We start from the raw sequence: 21,582 nt of genomic DNA, 5'->3' as shown, positions 1-21,582 counted from the left end.
CTGGTCGTCCATCCGGGCGCAAGCGCGGCGTCGCGGCGCTGGCCTGCCGAGCGGTTCGGCGAAGCGGCCGCCGCGGTCGCGCCGCTGTTCGACGGCATCGCAGTGACGGGCAGTGCGGGCGAACGCGCGTTGATCGACGCGGTGTGCGAACGCGCCGGGCCGCGCGCGGTGCCGCTTGCGGGCGCATTGCCGCTCGGCGAGCTCGGTGCGCTGATCGAGACGGCCGACCTGCTGTTGTCGAACAACAGCGGCCCTGTGCATCTCGCGGCCGCGCTCGGCACGCCGGTCGTCGACCTGTACGCGCTGACCAACCCGCAGCACACGCCGTGGCGCGTGCCGCACCGTGTGCTGAACGTCGACGTGCCGTGCCGCAACTGCTACCGCAGCGCATGCAACCAGCCGGGCCATCCGTGCCTGCTCGGCGTGCGTGTCGACGACGTGGTTGCCGCCGTGCACGCGCTGCTGCGTGGCCGCGCGCGTCACGCGCAACGCACGGCCGCGCGGGCCGCCGCACGCGGCGGCGAGCCGGTCGAGCGGCCCGCATCGAACGTGATTCCGTTCGCGCACGCCATCACGAGGAACTGACGCATGCCAAACCCGATCCATACGCTCGGCATCAACGCCGCGTTCCACGACAGCGCCGCATGCATCGTGCGCGACGGCGTCGTGATCGCGGCGGCCGAGGACGAACGCTTCACGCACGTGAAGCACGCGAAGCGCCCGGTGCCGTTCTCGACCTGGGAGCTGCCTTACCACGCGATCGACTATTGTCTCGACGAAGCCGGCATCGCGCTGGTGGACGTCGATCACGTCGCATACTCGTACGACCCGTGGTTCGAACTCGACCGCGAAGGCACCGCACCGGCGCTGACGTTGCCGCTGTCGCCTTCCGCGCATGCGCCGCGCGACGACGGCGCGTCGCCGTGGCATCCGCTGTTCCTGTCGTCGATCGTCAACGCGCCGCGCCAGCTCGCGGGCGGCGCGCCGCATCACCTGCAGCGGCGTTTTCGCGGCGTCACGCACGAAGGGCCGTTCCGCTGGCATTTCGTCGAACACCATCTCGCGCATGAGGCGAGCGCGTTTCTCGCGGCGCCGTTCGAGCGCTGTGCGGTGATGACGATGGACGGGCGCGGCGAGCGGGCGACGACGAGCTACGGCGTATTCGACGGCCGCACCTACCGGCGGCTCGGGCAGGTGAACCTGCCGCACTCGCTCGGCCTGCTGTACGAGCGCCTGACGCGCTATCTCGGCTTCCTGCACTCGTCCGACGAGTACAAGGTGATGGCGCTCGCGTCGTATGGCAAACCGGTGTTTGCCGACGCGATGCGCCAACTGGTGCGGTATCGCGGCGAAGGTCGCTACGACGTCGTCGACGCCGATCTGGCCGCGCTGTTCGGCGCGCCGCGCGAACGTGGCGGCGCGATCGAGCCGCATCACTGCGACATCGCGCATGCGTTGCAGCTCGTGCTCGAAGAAACGACGCTGCAGGCGGTCGACTGGCTGGCCGCCGAGACGGGCGAGCGGCAGCTCGCGATGGCGGGCGGCGTCGCGCTGAACTGCGTGATGAACGCGAAGATTCGCGATCGCGGTCCGTTCGACGACGTGTGGGTGCAGCCGGCCGCGGGCGATGCGGGCACGGCGCTCGGCGCGGCGCTGTGGACCGACTTCCGGATGCGCGGCGCACGCGGCGGCTGGCGGATGGATCACGCGTATCTCGGGCCGTCGTACGGCGACGACGCGATCGAGGCGTTCCTGAAGGATGCGCAGCTGCCGTACCGGCGGCTCGACGACGTCGCCGCGCAGACGGCCGCGCTGCTCGCGGCGAACCGCGTGATAGGCTGGTTCCAGGGGCGCATGGAATTCGGCCCGCGCGCTCTCGGCGCGCGCTCGATCCTCGCGTCGCCGATCGACCCGGACATGCAGCGCAAGCTGAACCGAATCAAGGATCGCGAGGACTTCCGGCCGGTCGCGCCGGTCGTGCTCGAAAGCCGCGCGCATCACTGGTTCGCCGGCGGCCGGCATACGCCGCTGCGCGCGCCGTTCATGCTGTTCGTCTACGACGTCGTGCCCGAACGCGCCGCGCGGATTCCGGCCGTGCGTCACATCGACGGGACCGCGCGCGTGCAGACCGTCGACGAGATGCAGCATCCGCTGCTGCACGCACTGCTGACCGAGTTCGATGCGCTCACCGGCGTGCCGGTGCTCGTCAACACATCGTTCAATACGCGCGGCGAACCGATCGTCTGCACGCCGCGCGATGCGATCGAATGCTTCTGGACGTCGCCGCTCGACGCGCTCGTGATCGGTCCGTTCCTGCTGGAGAAGCCGAGATGAACGGACGCGCCGCGCACCTGTCGCCCGTGGTGTCGGTCGTCGTGCCGACCTACCGGCGGCCCAACCTGCTCGAACGCTGCCTCGACGCGCTGTGCGTGCAGGTGTTCGACCCGACCGCCTACGAGATTGTCGTCGTGGACGACGATCCGGCAGGCAGCGCGCGGCCCGTCGTCGACGCGTGCCGCGCGCGCGTGACCGCCAGGCCGGCGATCCGCTACATGACAGCGCCCGCCACGCAGGGGCCGGCCGGCGCGCGCAACGTGGGCTGGCGCAGCGCGTGCGGCGCATTGATCGCGTTCACCGACGACGACACGATTCCCGACCCGACGTGGCTGCGCCATGGCGCGGCCGCGCTGCTCGCCGAGCCGGCGGCCGCCGCCGCGGCCGGCCGTATCGACGTGCCGCTGCGGCCGTGCCCGACCGACTACGAACGCGACGCGGCGGGCCTCGCGCATGCGGAATTCGCGACCGCGAACTGCTTTGTGCGGCGCGCGGCGCTCGAACGGGTGGGCGGGTTCGACGAACGCTTCACGCGTGCATGGCGCGAGGATGCGGACCTGATGTTCGCGCTGCGCGAGCACGCGGGGCCGATCGTCGGCGCCGACGCCGCACGTATCGTGCATCCGGTGCGTCCCGCACACTGGGGGGCGAGCATCGGCCAGCAGTCGAAGGTGTATTTCGACGCGCTGCTGTACAAGAAGCATCGCGCGACCTACCGGCGCCATATCCGGCGGGTGCCGCCGTGGCACTACTACGCGGCCGTGCTGGCGGCGCTCGGCGCGATCGGCTGTTTCGCCGCCGGCTGGCCGGCGCCGGCGATCGTGTGCGCGGCGGTGTGGGCCGCGATTACCGCGGGGTTCTGCGCGAAACGATTGCGCGGCACGCAGCTCACGCCGTCGCATGTGGCCGAGATGATCGTCACGTCCATCGCGATTCCGCCCGTGTCGCTGTACTGGCGCATGCGCGGCGCGCTGCATTTCCGCGTGATCTTCCTATGACGCCCGACCACGGTCTCGATACCGACAGCTCGCACGGCCCGACGCGGATCGCGGTGTTCCGCGCGTTGCAGCTCGGCGACATGCTGTGCGCGGTGCCCGCGTTGCGCGCGCTGCGGCACGGCGAACCCGACGCGCGCATCACGCTGATCGGCCTGCCGTGGGCGCGCGAGTTCGCGTCGCGCTTCTCCGACTACATCGACAGCTTCATCGCGTTCCCCGGCGCGCCGGGCCTTGGCGAGCAGCCCGAACCCGACGCGCCCACGCGCGAAGCGTTCATCGCCGAATGCCGCTCGCGCGACTTCGATCTCGCGATCCAGCTGCACGGCAGCGGCGCGCACACGAACGCGATCGTCGCGTCGCTGGGCGCGACGCGCACGGCGGGTTTCATGCCGGCCGACGGCGGCACGACCGCGCTCGATTGCGCGCTCGTGTGGCGCGACGACGAACCGGAAGTGACACGCTACCTGGCGCTCACACGCAAGCTCGGCTACGCGGATTGCGGCGACTACCTCGAATTCCCGCTCGGCGGCCTCGACTATGCGCTGTGGCACGTACTCCGCGACGAACACGCACTCGATCCGGGCCGCTACGTGATCGTCCATCCCGGCGCGCGGATGGCGTCGCGGCGCTGGCCGGTCGAGCGCTTCGCGCTCGCCGCCCGGCAGCTCGCCGACGACGGCTGGCAGGTCGTGCTGACCGGCACGCGCGCGGAAATGGCGCTGGCCGGCGCATTCGCCGAGCACCTTGCGCGGCCGTGCGTGAACCTGTGCGGACGCACGCCGCTTGGTGCGCTCGCGGCATTGATCGGCCGCGCACGGCTGCTGTTGTGCAACGACACGGGTGTGTCGCATATCGCGGCGGCGCTCGGCACGCCGAGCGTCGTCGTCGCGTGCGGCAGCGATACCGCGCGCTGGGCGCCGCTCGACGGTGCGCGCCATCGTGTGCTCGCCAACTACCCGGCGTGCCGGCCCTGCATGTTCGACACGTGCCCGTACGGGCACGAATGCGCGACGGCCATCGGCGTCGGCGACGTGATCGACCAGGCGGGCGACCTGCTCGCGAAGGAGAGACGTCATGTCACGTAAGCGGTTGCGCGTGCTGACCTGGCACGTGCATGGCAACTACCTGTATTACCTGTCGCAGGCGCCGCATGATTTCTACATCGTGACGAAGCCGCAGCATCCGCCCGGCTATGCGGGCCGCGTCGGGCACCTGCCGTGGGGCGACAACGTGCACGAGGTGCCGGCCGAGTGCGTGCGCGACACCGAATTCGACTGCGTGCTGTACCAGCACGTGAAGCATTACCAGCACGACCGCCTGCGGCTGCTGAGCGAAGCGCAGCGCGCGCTGCCGACGCTGTTCGTCGAGCACGATCCGCCGCGCGAGCATCCGACCGACACGCTGCATCCGGTGCAGGACCCGAACGTGTTGCTGGTGCACGTGACGCCGTTCAACGCGCTGATGTGGGACAACGGCGTGACGCCGACGCGCGTGATCGAGCACGGCGTGCTGATGCCGGAAGGCGTCGAGTATCACGGCACGCTGCCGAAGGGCGTGGCCGTCGTCAACAATCTCGCGCGCCGCGGCCGGCGCCTCGGCGCGGACCTGTTCGAGGCCGTGCGGCACAGCGTGCCGATCGACCTGGTCGGCATGGGTTCGAGCGAACTCGGCGGGATCGGCGAAGTGCCGAACCCGGCGCTGCCGCAGTTCCTGTCGCACTACCGGTTCTTCTTCAACCCGATCCGCTACACGAGCCTCGGGCTCGCGGTGATCGAGGCGATGATGATCGGGCTGCCGATCGTCGCGCTCGCGACGACCGAGATGGCGCAACTCGTGAGGAGCGGTTGTAACGGCGTGGCCGATACGCGGCTGCCCGTGCTGGTCGATGCGATGCGCACGCTGATCCGCGAGCCGGAACTCGCGCGCGAGTGGGGCGCGGCTGCGCGCCGCGACGCCTGCGAACGCTTCGGCATCGAACGGTTCGTGCGCGACTGGGACACGGCGCTGCGCGACGTGACCACGTGATGCGCGGCGCTTACGGGTTCGCCGCGGGCGGAGCGGGCATGTCGGCGCCGTTCGGACTGGACTGGGCGGTGCCGCTGGCCGCATTGCGCTCGTGCTCGGGCAGCAGCGCGAGGCGGTTGTACAGCGTCTTCAGGCTGATGCCGAGCGCCTTCGCGGTGCGCGGCTTGTCGCCGTTGAAGTGCCGCAGCGATGCGACGATGAAGCGCTGCTGCGTGTGTGCGAGCGTCGTGCCGATATGCAGCGTCATTGCGTTGTGGCGCACTTCCTCGCGCGGCGGCTGGCGGCGCGGCAACTGCAGTTCGATCTGCTCGTCGGCGAGGATGAACGCGCGCTCCAGCGCGTTGCGCAGCTCGCGCACGTTGCCGGGCCACGTATAGGCGCGCAGCGCCTTCATCGCCTGCGTGGACAGCCGCTTTCTCGTACGGTGCCGCACATTCAGCCGCTCCACGATCTGCAGCGCGATATCGCCGACATCGTCCTCGCGCTGCCTGAGCGCGGGCACGTGCAGCGCGACCGGCGCGATCCGGTAGAACAGGTCCTCGCGCAGCCGCCCGGTGCGCAGCGCCTCGACCGGATCGTGATGGGTGGCCGCCACGATCCGCACGTCGATCGGAATCGGCTCGTGGCCGCCCACGCGCACGATCGTGTTCGTCTCCAGCGTGCGCAGCAGCTTGACCTGCAGCTCGGCGGGCATTTCGGCGATCTCGTCGAGAAACAGCGTGCCGCCGCGTGCGGCTTCGAACATGCCCACATGCTGCGAAATGGCGCCCGTGAAGCTGCCCTTTTCGTGGCCGAACAATTGCGATTCCGCGATGTCGTGCGGGATCGCGCCGCAATTCACGGGGACGAATGGCCCGCGTCGGCGCGGGCTCATGTCGTGAATCAGCCGCGCGACGATATCCTTTCCGGCACCGCTTTCGCCGACGATCAGGACGCTGATGCGCGTTGCCGCCACGCGCGATACCTTCAACAGCAGATCCTGGATCGTACGTGAGTGACCGAACAGACGTGCACCCTCATCGACAGATTTCGACATGATGTGAGATCGAATGGGGAAAATATGACCGAATGTGTCGAGGCCGGATGAAAAATTGACGTGGCACACGTCGTTTTTCATGTACCGAGGATACATTTTGTGCCGATTTCCCGGCATTGAATCTGGCAATGCAGATAGCGTCGACAGATAGATTTATTAGATGGACGACGAATGCGCGACCTCGTTCTTCTATACTGCTAAGCACCTGTTTGTCCGTGCCGGACAACTTGTCTGCCCGTTCGCATGCGGCATCAAGCATGCCGCCGCGGGCTGCGCGGCGGCGCGCATTGCGCCGAACCTGCCGCGGTGCCGGCCGACGATCGCGCCGGGCCGCATTCCAAGGAGCCTCGATGCCATACGTCCTGATCGTCGAAGACGATGCCGATACGCGAACAATGCTGGCCACGCTCGCACGCACGCAGCAGCTTGCGTGCGATACGGCGGCCACGCTCGAAGAGGCGCGTACGCTGGTCTCGACCCATACGCCCGATCTCGTGCTATGCGATCTCGTGCTGCCGGACGGCAACGGCATGGATCTGTTCGACGCGTTGCCCAAGCGCGCGCATTGCGAAATGGTGTTGACCACCGGCCACGCGAGCCTGGAAACCGCGATCGACGCCTTGCGGCGCGGCGCGACCGATTATCTGGTGAAGCCGCTCAACATGCAGCGGCTGAACAGCATCTTTGCGCGCGTGCCGCGCACCACCGCGCTGCACGAGGAAATCGCGGAGCTGCGCTCGGAACTGAAGCGCCTCGGCCGCTTCGGACGCATGCTCGGCAGTTCTCCCGCGATGCAGGCTGTCTATGACGCAATCGGTCGTGTCGCGCGCACCGAGGCGTCGGTACTGCTCACGGGCGAATCGGGCACCGGCAAGGAACTCGCCGCGCAGACCGTGCACGACCTGAGCCTGCGCCGCCGCGGCCCGTTCCTCGCGGTGAACTGCGGCGCGATCGCCGCGAACCTCGTCGAGAGCGAGATGTTCGGCCACGACCGCGGCAGCTTCACCGGTGCCGAACGTCAGCACAAGGGCTTCTTCGAACGCGCGGACGGCGGCACGCTGTTTCTCGACGAGATCACCGAAATGCCGCTCGAATCGCAGGTCAAGCTGTTGCGCGTGCTCGAAACGGGGCGCGTCACGCGGCTGGGCTCGACGCGCGAGATCGACGTCGACGTGCGCATCGTCGCTGCGACGAACCGCGATCCGGAAGCCGCGATGGCGGACGGCAAGCTGCGGCCCGACCTGTTTCACCGGATCAACGTGTTCCCGATTCCGCTGCCGTCGCTGCGCGAGCGCGGCGATGACATCCCGATGCTCGCGGATGCGTTCCTGCAGCGCTACAACGAGGAAAGCGGCCGCAACCTGCGTTTCGCGCCGGCCGCGCGCGAAGCGCTGAAGACCTACGAGTGGCCCGGCAACGTGCGCGAGCTGCGCAACTTCGTGCAGCGCGCGAGCATCTTCACCGACGCCGACGTGATCGATACGCTGCCGCCGCCGATCATGGACGAGCTGTCGAACATGGTCGATTCGCACGAGGATCGCGTGACGGTGCCGTTCGGCACGCCGCTCGAGGAAGTCGACCGCAAGCTGATCCTCGGCACGATCGCGCAGTGCGGCGGCGTGAAGGCGCAGGCGGCCGAGGTGCTCGACGTCAGCCTGAAAACGATCTATAACCGGCTCGCGCAACTGGAAGACGAAGCGGAAAAGCCGGATTCCTGATGCCGTCTCGATCGTGCTCAACCCCTCGTTTCCGCATCACGACGCGTATCGCGGTCGAGACGGCGGCGCATGCGTTCGACATGCGGCGGGATCGCACGCCGTTCGCGCAGGATCCACGGCAGCCCGGCGAGCGTGCGCGCGATCGCGCGTTCGCGACGCAGCAGCGGCAGCCGGCGCACGGTGTACAGCCATGCGGCCGCGGCCGGCCACCTGAGCCATGCGGTCCACGTCGCGTTGCGGGCGGCGACGCTGGCGCGTGCCGGCCCGTCGCGGCGGGGCGACGGGTAGTGATGCACGGTCAGGTGCGGCGCGTACACGAGCCAGTGGCCGGCGCCGTACAGGTCGAACGCGAGCAGTGCTTCCTCGCCGCCGAGGAAGTAGCGCGGATGGTAGCCGCCGGCCTGCACGAACGCACTGCGCCGGAATGCGGTCGCGCCGGCCAGCAGCCCGAGGATCGGGCGGCCGGGCAGCGCGACGGGCGCGTCGAGCGGGCTGTCGGCCATCAACCCGCAGGTCGGATCCTCGCGTTGTTCGGGGCCGACCAGCACGCGCGCCGTGACGGCCGCGACGTGCGGATACACATCGAGCAGGTTCGCGGCTTCGGCGATCGAACCGGGCGCCCACCACGTATCGTCGTCGCAGAATGCGATGTGGCGCGTGCGTGCGATGGCCGCACCGAGATTGCGGCCGGCCGCGCCCAGATTCGCGGGCGCTTGCACGAGCGTCGCGTGCGCAAAGCGGTCGCGGATCAGTGCGGCCGTCGCAGGGGTCGACGCGTTGTCGACGACGACGATCGCCGGCCGGTCGGGCAACGCGGTGAGTCGCGCCAGTGTATGCGCGAGTTCGGCCGCGCGCCGGCAGGTCAGCACGACGGCGGTCACGCGCGGTTCGGCCGGTGGCAGCGCGATACGCGCGGGCGTTACGCGAACGTGACGTCGCATGCGAGCCGCCAGTACGTTTCGGGTTCCTGGAGATCGGCGCGCATATGAGGCTCGAACTGCGCAACCTGACTCGCATACGCGGCGACGGCGGCGGCTTTCGCGGCGGCGCCACGCGTATGGCTGCCGGCCGGTGCGCCCACCGGATGCGCGATCCAGCCGCGTTCGCGCCAGTCGATCACGCGTCGGGCCATCAGTCCGCCGATACGGCGATACGGCACGTCTTCGTAGAAGCGCCAGACGTGCGACGCGTGCGTCGGCATGTCGGCGTTGTGCGGCAGCAGCGACAGCACGGCCTGCTGCACTTGCAGATGATCGCGGTGGAACAGGCCGGCCGGCGCGAGCACGCCGAAGCCATCATGGGTATCGATCGCCTCGGCCAGGCTTGCGGCGATGGCGGTCGATGCCGCCGGCACGCCGTACTGGTCGTCGAGGAAGTCGAGCCAGACGGGGTGCGCATCGAGCAGCGCGAGCGCGCGGCCGTCCTCGGCGCGGCGCGCGCGGACGGCCTCGTCGGCATGGTCGAAGCCGGCGCGGCGATCCCAGGGCGGCGCGGGCGTGCCGCGCGGCGGAATGCCCGCGAAGACGGTGACGACGATCGAGCCGGGTGCTTGCGCGAGCAGCCGACCGCAACTGAAAACGGCATCATCGAGGTGCGGCGAGACGACGAGCCAGCGTGCTGGAGCGTTCATGGCGTGGCGGTTCCTGGAGGGAGCGGCTGCGCCGCGGGTTCCCTCCGGCGAGCACGCGCCGTGCCCGCCCGCCGCCGGTTTTCCCCCGAGGAGCGCATTCGATGATCGACCTGGTCCGGCCGCCGGCCGGCAACTACGCCACTGCGGTGATGCTGGTCGCGATCGCGACCGTGCTGCAGGCGCTCGCGATCCGTTTCGGCGGCGTGAACCTGCCGTTCGTCCTGTACTACCCGCTGCTCGCCGGCGCCGCGTGGGCGACGTCGTTCCTGTTCGGCGTCGTGTCGACCGTCGTGAGCGGGTTGCTCGTGTGGACGCTGTTCCTGTCCGATCCGGCCGCCTATCCGGCGCCGCTGCCCGAGCGGCTCGTGCAGCTCGGTACGTTCATGCTCGTCGGTGCGCTGGTCTGTGCGATTGCGTCGATGTTGCGACACACGCGGGTCACGAACGATCGCGCCCGTCGGCGCGAGGCGGCCGCGCGCCGGCAGCTCGAAGCCGTGCTGCGTGCGCTGCCGCATGGCGTGGTCGCGATCGACACGAAAGGGCGGTTGACCCATATCAACGCGGCGGCGGCCCAACTTGCGGGCTGCCGGCAGGACGACGCGACGGGGCAGCCCGTGCGCGACGTGCTGCGGATCGTCGACCATGAGGGGCGGCGCGTACAGACGACGCCGCTCGATCGCGCGCTCGATGGCGCTGACGCCACGTCCGACCGGCACTGGCTGCATCCGGGCGGTGCCGGCGATCCGGTGCCGATCGTCGAGGTGGCGTCGCCGCTCTGCGACGCGGACGGCAACGTCGACGGCGCGGTGCTGCTGTTGCGCGATGCCAGCGCGGACCGCGCGCGCATCGATGCGTCACGGTTGCAGCATGCGGTCGTCGACGCATCGCCGGACGCGATCGTCGGCATCGACGCCAGCGGCTGCATTGTCAGCTGGAATCCGGCCGCGCAGCGGATCTTCGGTTACGACGAGGCAGATGCGCGCGGGCGCATGTTCGATTCGCTGATCGCGATGCGCTGGCTGCGGCGCAATCCGCTGACCGAATCGTTCGGCGGGATGCACGCACCGGTCGGGCCGATCGAACTGCTGTGCGTGCGGCGCGATGGCAGGCGTTTTCGCGCCACGTTGTCGGTGCGCCCGGTACGCGGCGAGGCGCGCGAATGCGTTGCGCTGTCGCTGACGCTGCGCGAAACCGGTGCGCAGCGCCGTCGTGACCTCCGCGCGCAGCGCTCGCTGCAGGGCGCGCGCGATGCACGCGACCAGGCCGACACGTCGAACCGGCTGAAGGACGAGTTGCTGGCGACGGTATCGCACGAACTGCGCACGCCGCTGAACGTGATCTACGGCTGGGTGGAGGTGCTGCGCAACTCCGCCGATCACGCGCTGCAGCATCAGGCGGTCGATGCGATCGACCGCAGCGCGCGCTCGCTCACGCGGATGGTCGGCGACATTCTCGATGCGTCGTCGCTCGCGACCGGCAAGCTGCGGCTCGACACGACGCCGGTCGACCTCGTGCGGCTGTTTGCCGATTCGGTCGGTGCGTTCCAGACAGCCGCATCGTCCGCCGGCATCGTGCTCGAATTCGATTGCGATGCCGCGTCGTGCATCGTGTCGGGCGATGCCGAGCGCTTGCGGCAGATGCTGTCGAATCTCATTTCGAATGCGCTGAAATTCACGCCGGGCGGCGGCAGCGTGACGGTCCGGCTCGCGCGCGACGACGCGCGTGCGGTATTGACCGTGGTCGATACCGGGCAGGGCGTCGCGGCGGAGTTCGTCCCGTACGTGTTCGACATGTTCCGCCGCGCGGACGATTCGCCCGCGTCGTCGCGGCGCGGTCTCGGTCTCGGCCTGTCGATCGTGCGGCATATCGCCGAACTGCACGGCGGCCGCGTGACCGTGGCGAGCGCGGGCCGCAATCTCGGCACGACCTTCACGGTAACGCTGCCCGCCGGCTGGCAGCCGGCCGGCGCGATGGCATGGGGCATCGCGCAGGCGGGCAGAGGTCCGCGCGAGGCGCTTGCGCTCGACGCGCAACGGATCCTGATCGTCGACGACGACGGGACGACGCGCGCGAGCCTCACGGCCGCGCTGACCACCTTCGGCGCGGCCGTCGCGATCGCGTCGTCGGGCCGCGAAGCGCTTGCGGTGGCGGCCGACATGCGGCCGACCGTCGTGTTGTCCGATCTCGCGATGCCCGACGGCGACGGCTTCTGGCTGCTGGATGCGCTGCGGCGCGGGTCGATGAACGGCGACGGCGGCCAGCCGGACGTGTGCGTGCTCGCCGTCACCGCGCACGCGGGGCTCGCCGACGAACGCCGCGCGCTGGAGGCGGGGTTCGACGGCTATCTGTGCAAGCCGGTCGACGTGCGCGAACTGGCCCAAAAGATCGCGCACGCGACGAAGCGCGACGGCTGACGCGCGGGCCGCCGACGCGTTACGTCGCGGGTGCCGGCCGGTTCTGCGTATGAACCCGCGCGAGCAGGTGCGACGCGATCCGCGTGCTGCGCACGAGGTCGCCGGGTGCATGGTGCGTGACCTGGCGCTGGATGAAATACCGGGCGGTGTGCGCGAGTCCATTCGCCAGCGTCGTCGTCGCATGCCAGCCGAGCCGCCGTTGCGCGGCGTCCAGGTTCGGTCGCCGCTGGCGTGGATCGTCGGATGGCAGCGGCCGGAACTCGATCGGCACTGTCGTGCCGACGATCCGTACGACCTCGCGCGCGACGTCGATCATCGCGATCTCGACGTCGCTGCCGAGATTGACCGGCTCGCTCGCGTCGCCCGGCTCGGCCATCAGCCGGATCAGCGCCTCGACCATGTCGTCCACGTAGCAGAACGAGCGCGTCTGCCGGCCGTCGCCGTACACGGTCAGCGGCGCTTCCGCGAGCGCCTGCGTGACGAAGTTCGACACGACGCGCCCGTCGGCCGGATGCATGCGCGGGCCGTAGGTATTGAAGATCCGCGCGATCCGCACGTCGACGCCGTACTGGCGGTGATAGTCCATGAACAGCGTTTCCGCGCAGCGCTTGCCTTCGTCGTAGCACGCACGGAGGCCGGTCGGGTTCACGCGGCCGCAATACCGTTCGTCCTGTGGATGGACGTCGGGGTCGCCGTACACCTCGCTCGTCGATGCCTGCAGGATGCGCGCCTTCACGCGCTTCGCGAGGCCGAGCAGGTTGATCGCGCCGTGCACGCTGGTTTTCGTCGTCTGCACGGGGTCGCGCTGGTAGTGGACGGGCGACGCGGGGCACGCGAGGTTGTAGATCTCGTCGACCTCGACATAGAGCGGAAACGTCACGTCGTGCCGCATCAGCTCGAAGTTGGGCGCGTCGAGCAGGTGCGCGATGTTGTCCCGGGTGCCCGTGTAGAAGTTGTCGACGCACAGCACGTCGTCGCCGGCCGTCACGAGGCGCTCGCACAGATGCGAACCAAGAAAACCGGCGCCGCCGGTGACGAGCACGCGTTTTCGATCGTAGCCCTTCATTACGTATTCTCCTTGCGGTTCGCGAGTACGGCAGACGTGGCGGCCACGGGCGTGCGCCGTCCGGTGCCGGCCGATGTGCCGGCACGCTGCGGGTGCGCGACGTCGCGGTAAATGTCGACGAGCCGGTCGGCCACGCCTTGCCATGTGTAGAGCCGGTGCGCGCGCAGGTAGCCGGCGCGCCCAAGGGCCGCGCACAGATCGGGTTGCGCGCGCAACTGTACGAGGCGTGCGGCCAGCGCGGCCGGGTCGCGCGGCGGTACCAGATAGCCGGTCGTGCCGTCGTCGACCGTCGTGCGGATGCCGCCCACGTCGCTGCCGAGCACCGGCGTTGCGCACGCCATCGCCTCGACCGGCGTAATGCCGAACGGTTCGTACCACGGCGTCGTCACGAACACGTCGGCGGCGCTGTAGTACAGGTGCAGCGCGTCGCGCTCGCGCCTGCCGACGAAGGTCACGCGGTTGGCGATCCCCAGTTCGTGAGCGAACGCGGCAAGCCGCGCGAGTTCCGGGTCGCGTGCGGGGTCGGGCGTCGCCTGGCTGCCGCCGACGACGTAAAGGTGCGTCGGCCGCCGCGGATCGCGCGGCATGCGCGCCAGCGCGTCTATCACCGTATCGATGCCCTTGCGCGGCACGAGACGGCCGAGCTGCAGCACGACGAACGCGTCCTGCCGCCAGCCGAGCCGCGCGCGTGCATCGATGCGCGGCACCGGCCGGAATTCCTGGAGGTCGAAACCGCACGGCACGATCTCGATTCGCGTCCTGTCGGCGTGATAGTGCGTGATCAGGTCGAGCGCATCCTGCGGACATTCGGCGATCAGGCGGTCCGAGCGCCGCGCGAGCGTGTCCTCGATCGTGAAGCGCGCGTCCGGGAACCCGTCGGCCGCGCCCTGGTGGAGGCGCCGCACGCGGCCCAGCGCATGGAACGTCGTGACGAACGGGATGCGGAGCTGCCGCTTCACGCGCAGCGCCGCATCGCCGGACATGAAGAAGTTCGCATGCATCACGTCGACCGGGTCGGGCTCGCGCCGCATGCGCGCGATCATGGCGTCCGCGAACGCAACCATGTACGGCAACAGCTGCTCCTTCGGCACGTCGGCCGGCGGCCCGGCCCGCACGTGGATCACGCGCATGCGCGTGCCGATCGGCACGACTTCCGGCAGGTGCGGATTGTCGCAACGCGTGTAGACATCGACGTCGAGCCCGCGCTCGGCCAGTTGCTTCGCGACGTTCGCGACGTAGATGTTCTGACCGCCGGCGTCGACACCGCCGATCACCCCAAGCGGCGATGCATGTTCACTGATCAACGCGATTCTTTGCATGGCATTGCTCCCGGTATCGGGGCCGCGCAGACGGGCCGCCGTGGTTGCCTGTCGGCAAGCGGCATACCCGCGCCGTTGCGGGGGAAACCGCCAGCCGGCATGTCGAAAAAATTACAACGCATTGGACGAAAGCGCGTCCGGCCGGCGATTGCCGCCTGCAACCGGCGATGCGGCCGCGGCACGCGGCTTGCGCCCGTCGTGTCCGCCCGCCGGCCGTGCCGGCTCGACGAAAGGAGGTCACGATGAAGGTATTCCCGCTCCCAGCCCGTTCCCTGCGAATCCGTCGCCATCGCGCCCAGCGTGTCGGCATGGCGATCGCGATCGTCTCGGCCGCCGCCTGCGCGTCGATCGCGCCGAACGTGTTCGCCGCCGGCGACGACAGCGCCGCGTCGTCATCCATGTCGTCATCGTCATCCACGTCGTCGCATTCGACGACCGGCAGGAAGATCCGCGACGCGACGATCACGACCAAGGTGAAGGCCGAACTCGTCGGCACGAGCGGCCTGTCGTCCGGCGACATCCACGTGAAGACCCGGCACGGCATCGTGATGCTGACGGGCAGCGTGCCCGACGAACAGCAGCGCACGCAGGCCGTCGGCGTCGTGAAGCAGGTGGACGGCGTGCAGGACGTGCACGACCAGCTGACCATCCGGGCCAAGTAACGGCGTTGCCGCAACAGGAGTTCGTCATGAACTGCATGCTCAAACCGGTCGGCGAGCAGACGATCGTGATCACCGGCGCGACGAGCGGCATCGGCCTCGTCACAGCGCGCAAGGCGGCACGGCGCGGCGCGAAGCTCGTGCTGTTCGCGCGCAACGAGGGCGCGCTGAATACGTTGTGCGAGGAAATCAGGCAGCACGGCGGCCTCGCGGTGCCGGTCGCCGGCGACGTCGCGAACCTCGAGGACCTGCAGCGCGCGGCCGCGAAGGCGGTCGATACTTACGGCGGCTTCGACACCTGGGTCAACAACGCGGGCGTGTCGATCTTCGGCACGGCGGCCGCCGTGCCGCTCGAGGATCAGCGCCGTCTGTTCGAGACCAACTACTGGGGCGTCGTGCATGGTTCGCTCGTCGCGGCGGACCACTTCCGCCGCAAGAGCGATTTCCACGGCGGCGCGATCGTCAACATGGGCAGCGAGGCATCCGATGCGCCGGTGCCGCTGCAAAGCGCGTACGTCGCGTCGAAGCACGCGGTGAAGGGCTTCACCGATTCGCTGCGGCTCGAGATGGAATCGGACCACCTGCCGGTGTCGGTCACGCTGATCAAGCCGGCCGCGATCGACACGATGTTCGTGATGCACGCGAAGAACTACATGAACGTCGAGCCGAGGCTGCCGCCGCCGATCTACGACCCCGACCTCGTGGCCGACGCGATCCTGTTCGCGGCCGCCCATCCGCGCCGCACGCTGTTCGTCGGCGGTGCCGCGAAATTCACGTCGGCGAGCGCGTACCACGCGCCGCGCCTGTTCGATCGCGTCGCGGCCACGCTGTTCTCGCGCGGCCAGCGCACGGTGCGGCCCGCGCGCCCGCGCGACGACAACGCGCTGTACGACTCGCGTCATGCGCTGCACGAGCGTGAAGGGATGGACGGCCCCGTGCTGCGCAGCTGTGCCTACAACACGGTGGTGCAGCGGCCGAAGATGGCCGGCGCGGTCGCGCTCGGCGCGGCGGCGCTCGTGTTCGCCGCGCTCGCGCGTGCGCGCCGCGGGTCCGCGTGATGCCGTTTCCGTTCACTCGATCAAGGAGGTTTCGATGACATCCCGACAACACACGGGCCACGAACTCAGCCGCGCCCGCGCGCACGAAGGCGAGCGCGCGCAGCAGGACCACGACAAGGGCGGGCACCAGACCGGCCACGGCAAGCCGCCGAGCCCGGTCGACGTCCAGAAGGCGCTGAAGGGGATGGACTACCCCGCGAGCAAGGAGGCGGTCGTCCAGTGTGCGGAACGCTCGCACGCGGACGCCGCCGTGCTCGACATGCTGCGCCGGATTCCCGACCGCGAGTACGCCACGCCGGCATCGGTCTCGAAGGAAATCGGGCGGCTGATGTAGGCGAGGCCGCGTCGCGCGTGTCGCCGCGCGCGGCGCGCGATCCGTCACGAGGAGGACGAGCATGGCAATGATCGTCGCAGGCCGCTTCACGACGTTCGATGAAGCGGAAGGTGGGGCGCGCCACCTTTACGAGCGCGCGTTCGGTCCGGACGACGTGTCGATCTTCTTTCTGAATCCGGGTGGCCAGCATGCGCGCTTTCCGATCGGGGGCGACGTATATGCCGATACGGCGGCGAAGCCGGGCGGCCGCGGCGCGATGATCGGCGCGTTTCGCGGGCTGCTGATCGGCGCCGTCGCGGGGCTCGTCGTCTACGCGATCGGCGTGCGCTACTGGTTCGTACCGGCTGCCGGCGCGCTGGCCGGTGCCTATCTCGGCGCATTCGGCGGCGCGCTCGGCAGGATGCGCGGCGAGCCGGCCGAAGGCAAGGGCACGCTCGCGCAGAGCGAAACGGGCGTGATTCTCGCCGCGCGCGTGACGCCCGACACGGCGAGCGCGGCCGAAGCCGTCCTGCGCGCGACCGGCGCACGTTCGATCGAGCGCGTCGAGGGCGACTGGCAAGACGGCGAATGGCGCGATTTCGACCCGGTGCGCCGGCCGGACGAACCCGCGTCGGGCGCCCCTCGCTGACCCCGCGCTTTCCTGCACACGCGTTGCAATGCCTGCCGCGAAAGCGCGGCGGCGCTGCCGTCAGCCGGCGGGGCGGCAGCGGCATGCCGTTTGCGCAGCATGAGCGGCACCCGTTCAAGGAGGAACCGATGACTACCGCACAGACGCCGCCGCCCCAGCATCAGACGCATCAGCCAGGCACCGAACGCGACATGCATCCGAAGCCGCGGGGCGACGCGGCCGATTACGTCGGAAGCGGCAAGCTCGCCGGCAAGGTCGCGCTCGTGACGGGCGGCGACAGCGGAATCGGGCGCGCGGTCGCGGTCGGTTTCGCGAAGGAAGGCGCGGACGTCGCGATCGTCTACCTGAAGGAGTCGGACGATGCCGCGCGGACGAAGCAGCTGATCGAGCAGGCCGGCCGTCGCTGCGAGGCGATCGCGTGCGATGTGGGCGACCGCCGGCAGGCACAGGATGCGGTGGCACGCACGGTCGAACGGCTCGGCCGGCTCGACGTGCTCGTGAACAACGCGGGCGAGCAGCATCCGCAGCCGGGCATCGAGGACGTGACCGAGGAGCAGCTCGAACGCACGTTCCGCACGAACGTGTACGGGATGTTTTTCTGCACGCAGGCCGCGCTGCCGCACATGAAGCACGGCGGGCGGATCGTCAACACGGCGTCGGTGACGGCCTATCACGGCAACCCGAGGCTGCCCGACTACTCGTCGACCAAGGGCGCGATCGTCGCGTTCACGCGTTCGCTGTCGATGGAGCTGGCCGAACGCGACATTCGCGTGAACGCGGTCGCGCCGGGGCCGATCTGGACGCCGCTGATCCCGTCGACGTTCACCGCCGAGCAGGTCGCGAAGTTCGGCTCGAACGTGCCGCTCAAGCGGCCGGGGCAGCCGGACGAGCTGATCGGCTGTTATGTGCTGCTCGCGTCGGACGGCGCGAGCTACATGACCGGGCAGACGCTGCACCCGAACGGCGGCTCGATCGTCGGCGGCTGACGGCCGCATCCACGCAAGAAAAGGAGAAGGCAGATGATGAGACATCCGAACTGGACGATCGCGGCACTGGCCGCGGGTGTGTTCGCCGTGTCGGGGCTCGCCGGCGCGCAGGCGCCGAGCGAGCCGCCCGCATCGAATTCGCATGTGCCGGGCGGCGTGATCAATCCATCGTCGGGCGCGGGCGACGCGCGGATCGCGAAGGCGCCGCAAGGCGGTGACGCGGAATTCATCGACAAGGCCGCGATCGCCGGCAAGGCCGAGGTGCAGGCCAGCCAGCTCGCGCTGAAGCAGGCGCAGTCGCCCGACGTGCGCGCCTTCGCGAAGCAGATGGTGAACGACCACGGCAAGGCGAACGCGCGGCTCACCGCGATCGCCGCGCGCAAGGGCATGAAGCCGCAGGTCGAACAGATTTCGGACCCCGACGTCGAGGCGCTGCGCGGCAAGAGCGGCCGCGACTTCGACGTCGCGTATGTCGCGGCGGTCGGCCCCGACGCGCATCGCAAGGCCGTCGCGCTGTTCGAAGGCGAGGCGCGCGACGGCAGTGACCCGCAACTGCGCGAATTCGCGAGCGCCACGCTGCCGACGCTCCGGCATCACCTGAGCATGGCGCAGGCGCTTGAACGCAAGGTGGGCGCGCGATAACGCGTGCCCGTTCATCCCCGGGCCGCGCGCGGCCCGTTTTTTTCGGAGAGGCAGTCATGGCCCATCGGCAACCGAAACACGAAGGCATCCGCGAATTGCTCTGTCAGGCATACGAAACCGAGCTTGGCGGCGCGAAGCTCTACGAGGCCGCGCTGCAGTGCGCGACCGACGGCGATCTGCACAAGGAATGGGAGAAGTACCACCGCGAGACGCTGCATCACCAGGAAGTGCTGCGCAAGGTGTTCGAGACGTTGGGCATGGACCCCGATGCGCAGTCGCCGGGACGCAGCGCGGTCGCGGCCACCGGCAAGGCGCTGGTCCACGTGATCGAGCAGGCGCGGAAGCAGGCCGATCCGGCCGTCGCGCAGGTCGTCGCGGCGGAATGCGTGGTGCTCGCCGAGACCAAGGACCACCTGAACTGGGAGCTGATCGGCTACGCGGCCGACCAGTTGTCGGGCGATGCGGCGAAGACATTGAAGGACGCGCACGACGAGGTCGAGGCCGACGAGGATCACCACCTGTATCACACGCGCGGCTGGGCGCGCGAGATGTGGATCGAGTCGATGGGCTTCAAGGCCGTGCTGCCGCCGCCGGAGGAAGTGAAGAAGGTCGAATCGGCGGCGGAGGCGGCGCGCGCCGAACGCTCGCGCGGCAAGATGATGTGACGCACGACTTGAGTGGGCAGCCGTTCGCGCGGCTGCCCGGTTGTCTGCGTGATGTTTCACCGGTTGCCGATGCAACCGTCTCGTGAGGCTCAGGTCAGCAGGTCGACGATCATCGTGACCACCGACGCCGCCATCAGGCCCACCGCGAGCCAGCCGAATACCATCGACACCGTTCCGCTACCAGGCTGCCCGGCGGCTTCGCGCTGCCGCGCCAGCAGCATCACGAGCACGAGCATCGGCACCGCCGCGATGCCGTTGAGCACGGCGCTCCAGTACAGCGCCTTGATCGGGTCGATCGGCCCGATGCAGATCGCGATGCCGACGATGACGCACAGCGCCAGCACCGCATAAAACGCGGGTGCGCGTCTCACCGGTTCGTTCAGCCCTTCGCGGAATCGCCACGCTTCCGCGCAGCCGTACGCGGCGCTGCCCGCGAACGCCGGAATCGCAAGCAGCCCGCAGCCGACGATGCCGAACGCGAACACGACGAACGCGGCTTCGCCGGCGATCGGCCGCAACGCCTCGGCAGCTTGCGCCGTGGTGCCGATATCGTGCCTGCCGTGCGCGAAGAACACGGCCGCGCCGATCACCATGATGCAGAACGACACCGCATTGGTGACGATCATCCCGGCCCACGTGTCGAACGTGACGCGCCGTTCGGTCTCGCCACGGGCGGACGGCGTAGCGTCTTGTTGCTCGGTGGCGGTTTCCTCGACTTCGAGTGCCGCCTGCCACACGAACAGGTAGGGGCTCAGCGTCGTGCCGAGCACCGCGACGGCGGTCGTCGCATACGCATGCGTGAGCGCGATCTGCGGCAGCGCGAGCGCGTGCAGCACGCCGCGCCAGTCGACATGGACGAAGCCGAGTTCGAGCACGTACGCAATCAGCCCGAGCGTCATCCATTTCAGCCAGCGCGCGTAGCGTTCGTACGACAGCGTGACCTGCAGCACGAGCGACGCGATCCCGTAGAGCGGTGCGTACCAGTAGCTGCGGCCGCCGGCGACGAGCGCCGTCGCGTCGCCCATCGCCGCGAGGTCGGCGCCGACGTTCGCAATGTTGACGATCACGACCATCACGATCAGCGTCTTGGCGAGACGATCGGAGAAGTGCGTGCGAATGCCGGCGACCAGGCCTTCGCGGTTGCGGCGTCCGACGAAGGCCGCCGCGAGCTGCACGGCCACCATCATCGGCAGTGCGACGACGATCATCCACAGCATGTTGAAGCCGAACTGGCTGCCGGCCTGCGCGTAGACCGCGATGTTGCTCGGATCGGCGTCGGATGCGCCGGCGAGCAGGCCGGGGCCGAGGCGCTTGTACCAGGGTTTCGCCGTGGCGCCGGCGGGCGCGGTATTGGCCGCCGGCGGCGCCCCTTCGTCCGGCGCACTCATCCGGCGTTGCCGTGCGAATCGCGCCCGCCGCCGCGGCGTGTGTCGTGCGCGAGGTCCGACGCGGTACGCAGCGCGTCGACGAGTGTCCGGTACGCGTGCTCGCGCGAATCGGCGCCGCGCGTGCGCAGCACGTACGACGGGTGAAAGGTCGCGACGACGAGTTGCCCGCCGGCGGTCCGCACCGGCGCGCGCGTGCGCTCGAGCGTCGCGTCGTTGTCCTGCAGCACCGCGCGCAGCGCCGTGGCGCCGAGCGCGACGACCACGCGCGGGCGCACCGCATCGAGTTCGCGTTCGAGCCAGTAGCGGCACGCGGCCACTTCGCGTTGCGCGGGCGTCTTGTGCAGGCGCCGCTTGCCGCGCGGTTCCCATTTGAAGTGCTTGACCGCATTGGTCAGGTAGACGTGCGTGCGTTCGACCCCGGCTTCGTCGAGCGCGCGGTCGAGCAGGCGGCCGGCCGCGCCGACGAACGGCACGCCGGCGCGGTCTTCCTGGTCGCCCGGCTGCTCGCCGACCAGCATGATCGACGCGTCGCGCGGCCCCGCGCCGGGCACCGGCTGCGTCGCGTGTTCCCACAGCGCGCAGCGGCGGCACGCGCCGAGCGTCGTCGGCGCGTCGTCGTCGTCGGTGGCGGCGGGCGGCGAGGCGGGAGCGGACGGCGGTTTGTGGTTCATGCTGCCCCCCA

General features: G+C 69.6%; 21 protein-coding genes. 14 read left to right on the top strand and 7 right to left on the bottom strand.

Annotated elements, in window-relative coordinates:
- From L810_RS25840 to L810_RS25820, 5 genes are all read left to right on the top strand, one after another.
- The coding region (locus tag L810_RS25840; protein WP_042976178.1) for a glycosyltransferase family 9 protein at positions 1-585 on the top strand (585 nt) is incomplete at its 5' end.
- 3 nt (positions 586-588) lie between these two features.
- Entirely contained in the window at positions 589-2,334 is a 1,746-nt protein-coding gene (locus L810_RS25835; protein ID WP_021161254.1) for a carbamoyltransferase family protein, read from the top strand.
- Positions 2,331-3,332: a glycosyltransferase family 2 protein gene (locus tag L810_RS25830; RefSeq protein ID WP_021161253.1), complete on the top strand. Its 1,002-nt coding sequence runs from the start codon at positions 2,331-2,333 to the stop codon at positions 3,330-3,332. Before L810_RS25835 ends, L810_RS25830 begins: the two co-directional genes overlap by 4 nt.
- The gene (locus L810_RS25825; RefSeq protein WP_021161252.1) at positions 3,329-4,417 is read left to right on the top strand and encodes a glycosyltransferase family 9 protein; all 1,089 of its coding nucleotides are present in this window, start codon (positions 3,329-3,331) and stop codon (positions 4,415-4,417) included. The genes L810_RS25830 and L810_RS25825 overlap by 4 nt, the downstream gene beginning before the upstream one ends.
- Positions 4,407-5,357, top strand: a complete 951-nt coding sequence (locus L810_RS25820) for a glycosyltransferase (protein ID WP_021161251.1) — start codon at positions 4,407-4,409, stop codon at positions 5,355-5,357. The genes L810_RS25825 and L810_RS25820 overlap by 11 nt, the downstream gene beginning before the upstream one ends.
- Positions 5,358-5,367: 10 nt before the next feature.
- On the opposite strand, the gene L810_RS25815 is transcribed toward L810_RS25820, so the two are convergent.
- Positions 5,368-6,393, bottom strand: a complete 1,026-nt coding sequence (locus tag L810_RS25815; RefSeq protein WP_042976177.1) for a sigma-54 interaction domain-containing protein — start codon at positions 6,391-6,393, stop codon at positions 5,368-5,370.
- Between the two features lie 350 nt (positions 6,394-6,743).
- On the opposite strand from L810_RS25815, the gene L810_RS25810 reads away from it, so the two are divergent.
- A complete protein-coding gene (locus L810_RS25810; RefSeq protein WP_021161249.1) occupies positions 6,744-8,111 on the top strand; it encodes a sigma-54-dependent transcriptional regulator in 1,368 nt (455 codons plus the stop codon).
- A gap of 17 nt (positions 8,112-8,128) precedes the next feature.
- On the opposite strand, the gene L810_RS25805 is transcribed toward L810_RS25810, so the two are convergent.
- Together L810_RS25805 and L810_RS25800 are read right to left on the bottom strand one after the other, a co-directional pair.
- Positions 8,129-9,052 carry a glycosyltransferase family 2 protein gene (locus L810_RS25805; protein WP_042976176.1) on the bottom strand — a complete coding sequence of 308 codons (924 nt, stop codon included), beginning with the start codon at positions 9,050-9,052 and terminating at the stop codon, positions 8,129-8,131.
- Positions 9,031-9,741, bottom strand: a complete 711-nt coding sequence (locus L810_RS25800; RefSeq protein WP_021161247.1) for a PIG-L deacetylase family protein — start codon at positions 9,739-9,741, stop codon at positions 9,031-9,033. Before L810_RS25800 ends, L810_RS25805 begins: the two co-directional genes overlap by 22 nt.
- 101 nt (positions 9,742-9,842) lie before the next feature.
- On the opposite strand from L810_RS25800, the gene L810_RS25795 reads away from it, so the two are divergent.
- Positions 9,843-12,155 carry a hybrid sensor histidine kinase/response regulator gene (locus tag L810_RS25795; RefSeq protein ID WP_021161246.1) on the top strand — a complete coding sequence of 771 codons (2,313 nt, stop codon included), beginning with the start codon at positions 9,843-9,845 and terminating at the stop codon, positions 12,153-12,155.
- Between the two features lie 19 nt (positions 12,156-12,174).
- Here the strand turns inward: L810_RS25795 and L810_RS25790 are convergent, their stop codons facing one another.
- Together L810_RS25790 and L810_RS25785 are read right to left on the bottom strand one after the other, a co-directional pair.
- Positions 12,175-13,221: a UDP-glucuronic acid decarboxylase family protein gene (locus L810_RS25790; protein ID WP_021161245.1), complete on the bottom strand. Its 1,047-nt coding sequence runs from the start codon at positions 13,219-13,221 to the stop codon at positions 12,175-12,177.
- Positions 13,221-14,540 (bottom strand): glycosyltransferase family 4 protein, encoded by a 1,320-nt coding sequence (locus tag L810_RS25785; protein ID WP_021161244.1) that lies wholly within the window; start codon positions 14,538-14,540, stop codon positions 13,221-13,223. The genes L810_RS25790 and L810_RS25785 overlap by 1 nt, the downstream gene beginning before the upstream one ends.
- A 242-nt stretch (positions 14,541-14,782) precedes the next feature.
- Here L810_RS25785 and L810_RS25780 point away from each other — a divergent pair, with 242 nt between their 5' ends.
- From L810_RS25780 to L810_RS25750, 7 genes are all read left to right on the top strand, one after another.
- A complete protein-coding gene (locus L810_RS25780) occupies positions 14,783-15,202 on the top strand; it encodes a BON domain-containing protein (protein WP_042976175.1) in 420 nt (139 codons plus the stop codon).
- A gap of 26 nt (positions 15,203-15,228) precedes the next feature.
- On the top strand, positions 15,229-16,257 hold the full coding sequence (locus L810_RS25775; protein ID WP_021161241.1) for an SDR family oxidoreductase: 1,029 nt from the start codon (positions 15,229-15,231) through the stop codon (positions 16,255-16,257).
- A 34-nt stretch (positions 16,258-16,291) separates the two neighbouring features.
- A complete protein-coding gene (locus L810_RS25770; RefSeq protein ID WP_021161240.1) occupies positions 16,292-16,591 on the top strand; it encodes a DUF2795 domain-containing protein in 300 nt (99 codons plus the stop codon).
- A 61-nt stretch (positions 16,592-16,652) separates the two neighbouring features.
- Positions 16,653-17,219, top strand: a complete 567-nt coding sequence (locus tag L810_RS25765) for a hypothetical protein (protein WP_021161239.1) — start codon at positions 16,653-16,655, stop codon at positions 17,217-17,219.
- A 128-nt stretch (positions 17,220-17,347) separates the two neighbouring features.
- A complete protein-coding gene (locus L810_RS25760; RefSeq protein ID WP_021161238.1) occupies positions 17,348-18,205 on the top strand; it encodes an SDR family oxidoreductase in 858 nt (285 codons plus the stop codon).
- A gap of 36 nt (positions 18,206-18,241) precedes the next feature.
- Complete coding sequence (locus L810_RS25755) at positions 18,242-18,847, top strand: DUF4142 domain-containing protein (RefSeq protein ID WP_042976183.1); 606 nt, start codon at positions 18,242-18,244, stop codon at positions 18,845-18,847.
- A 56-nt stretch (positions 18,848-18,903) separates the two neighbouring features.
- On the top strand, positions 18,904-19,512 hold the full coding sequence (locus tag L810_RS25750; RefSeq protein WP_021161236.1) for a DUF892 family protein: 609 nt from the start codon (positions 18,904-18,906) through the stop codon (positions 19,510-19,512).
- Positions 19,513-19,601: 89 nt separating this feature from the next.
- Here the strand turns inward: L810_RS25750 and L810_RS25745 are convergent, their stop codons facing one another.
- Both L810_RS25745 and L810_RS25740 read right to left on the bottom strand, forming a co-directional pair.
- A complete protein-coding gene (locus L810_RS25745; RefSeq protein WP_021161235.1) occupies positions 19,602-20,900 on the bottom strand; it encodes an Nramp family divalent metal transporter in 1,299 nt (432 codons plus the stop codon).
- Positions 20,897-21,571, bottom strand: coding sequence for a UdgX family uracil-DNA binding protein (locus L810_RS25740; RefSeq protein ID WP_042976182.1), 675 nt, complete (start codon positions 21,569-21,571; stop codon positions 20,897-20,899). The genes L810_RS25745 and L810_RS25740 overlap by 4 nt, the downstream gene beginning before the upstream one ends.
- Positions 21,572-21,582 lie beyond the last annotated feature (11 nt).

It is taken from the genome of Burkholderia sp. AU4i, assembly GCF_000466765.1.
Classification (GTDB): domain Bacteria; phylum Pseudomonadota; class Gammaproteobacteria; order Burkholderiales; family Burkholderiaceae; genus Burkholderia; species Burkholderia cepacia.
Note: the sequence above shows the minus strand (reverse complement) of the source record. Positions and strands in the feature narration are given on the sequence as shown.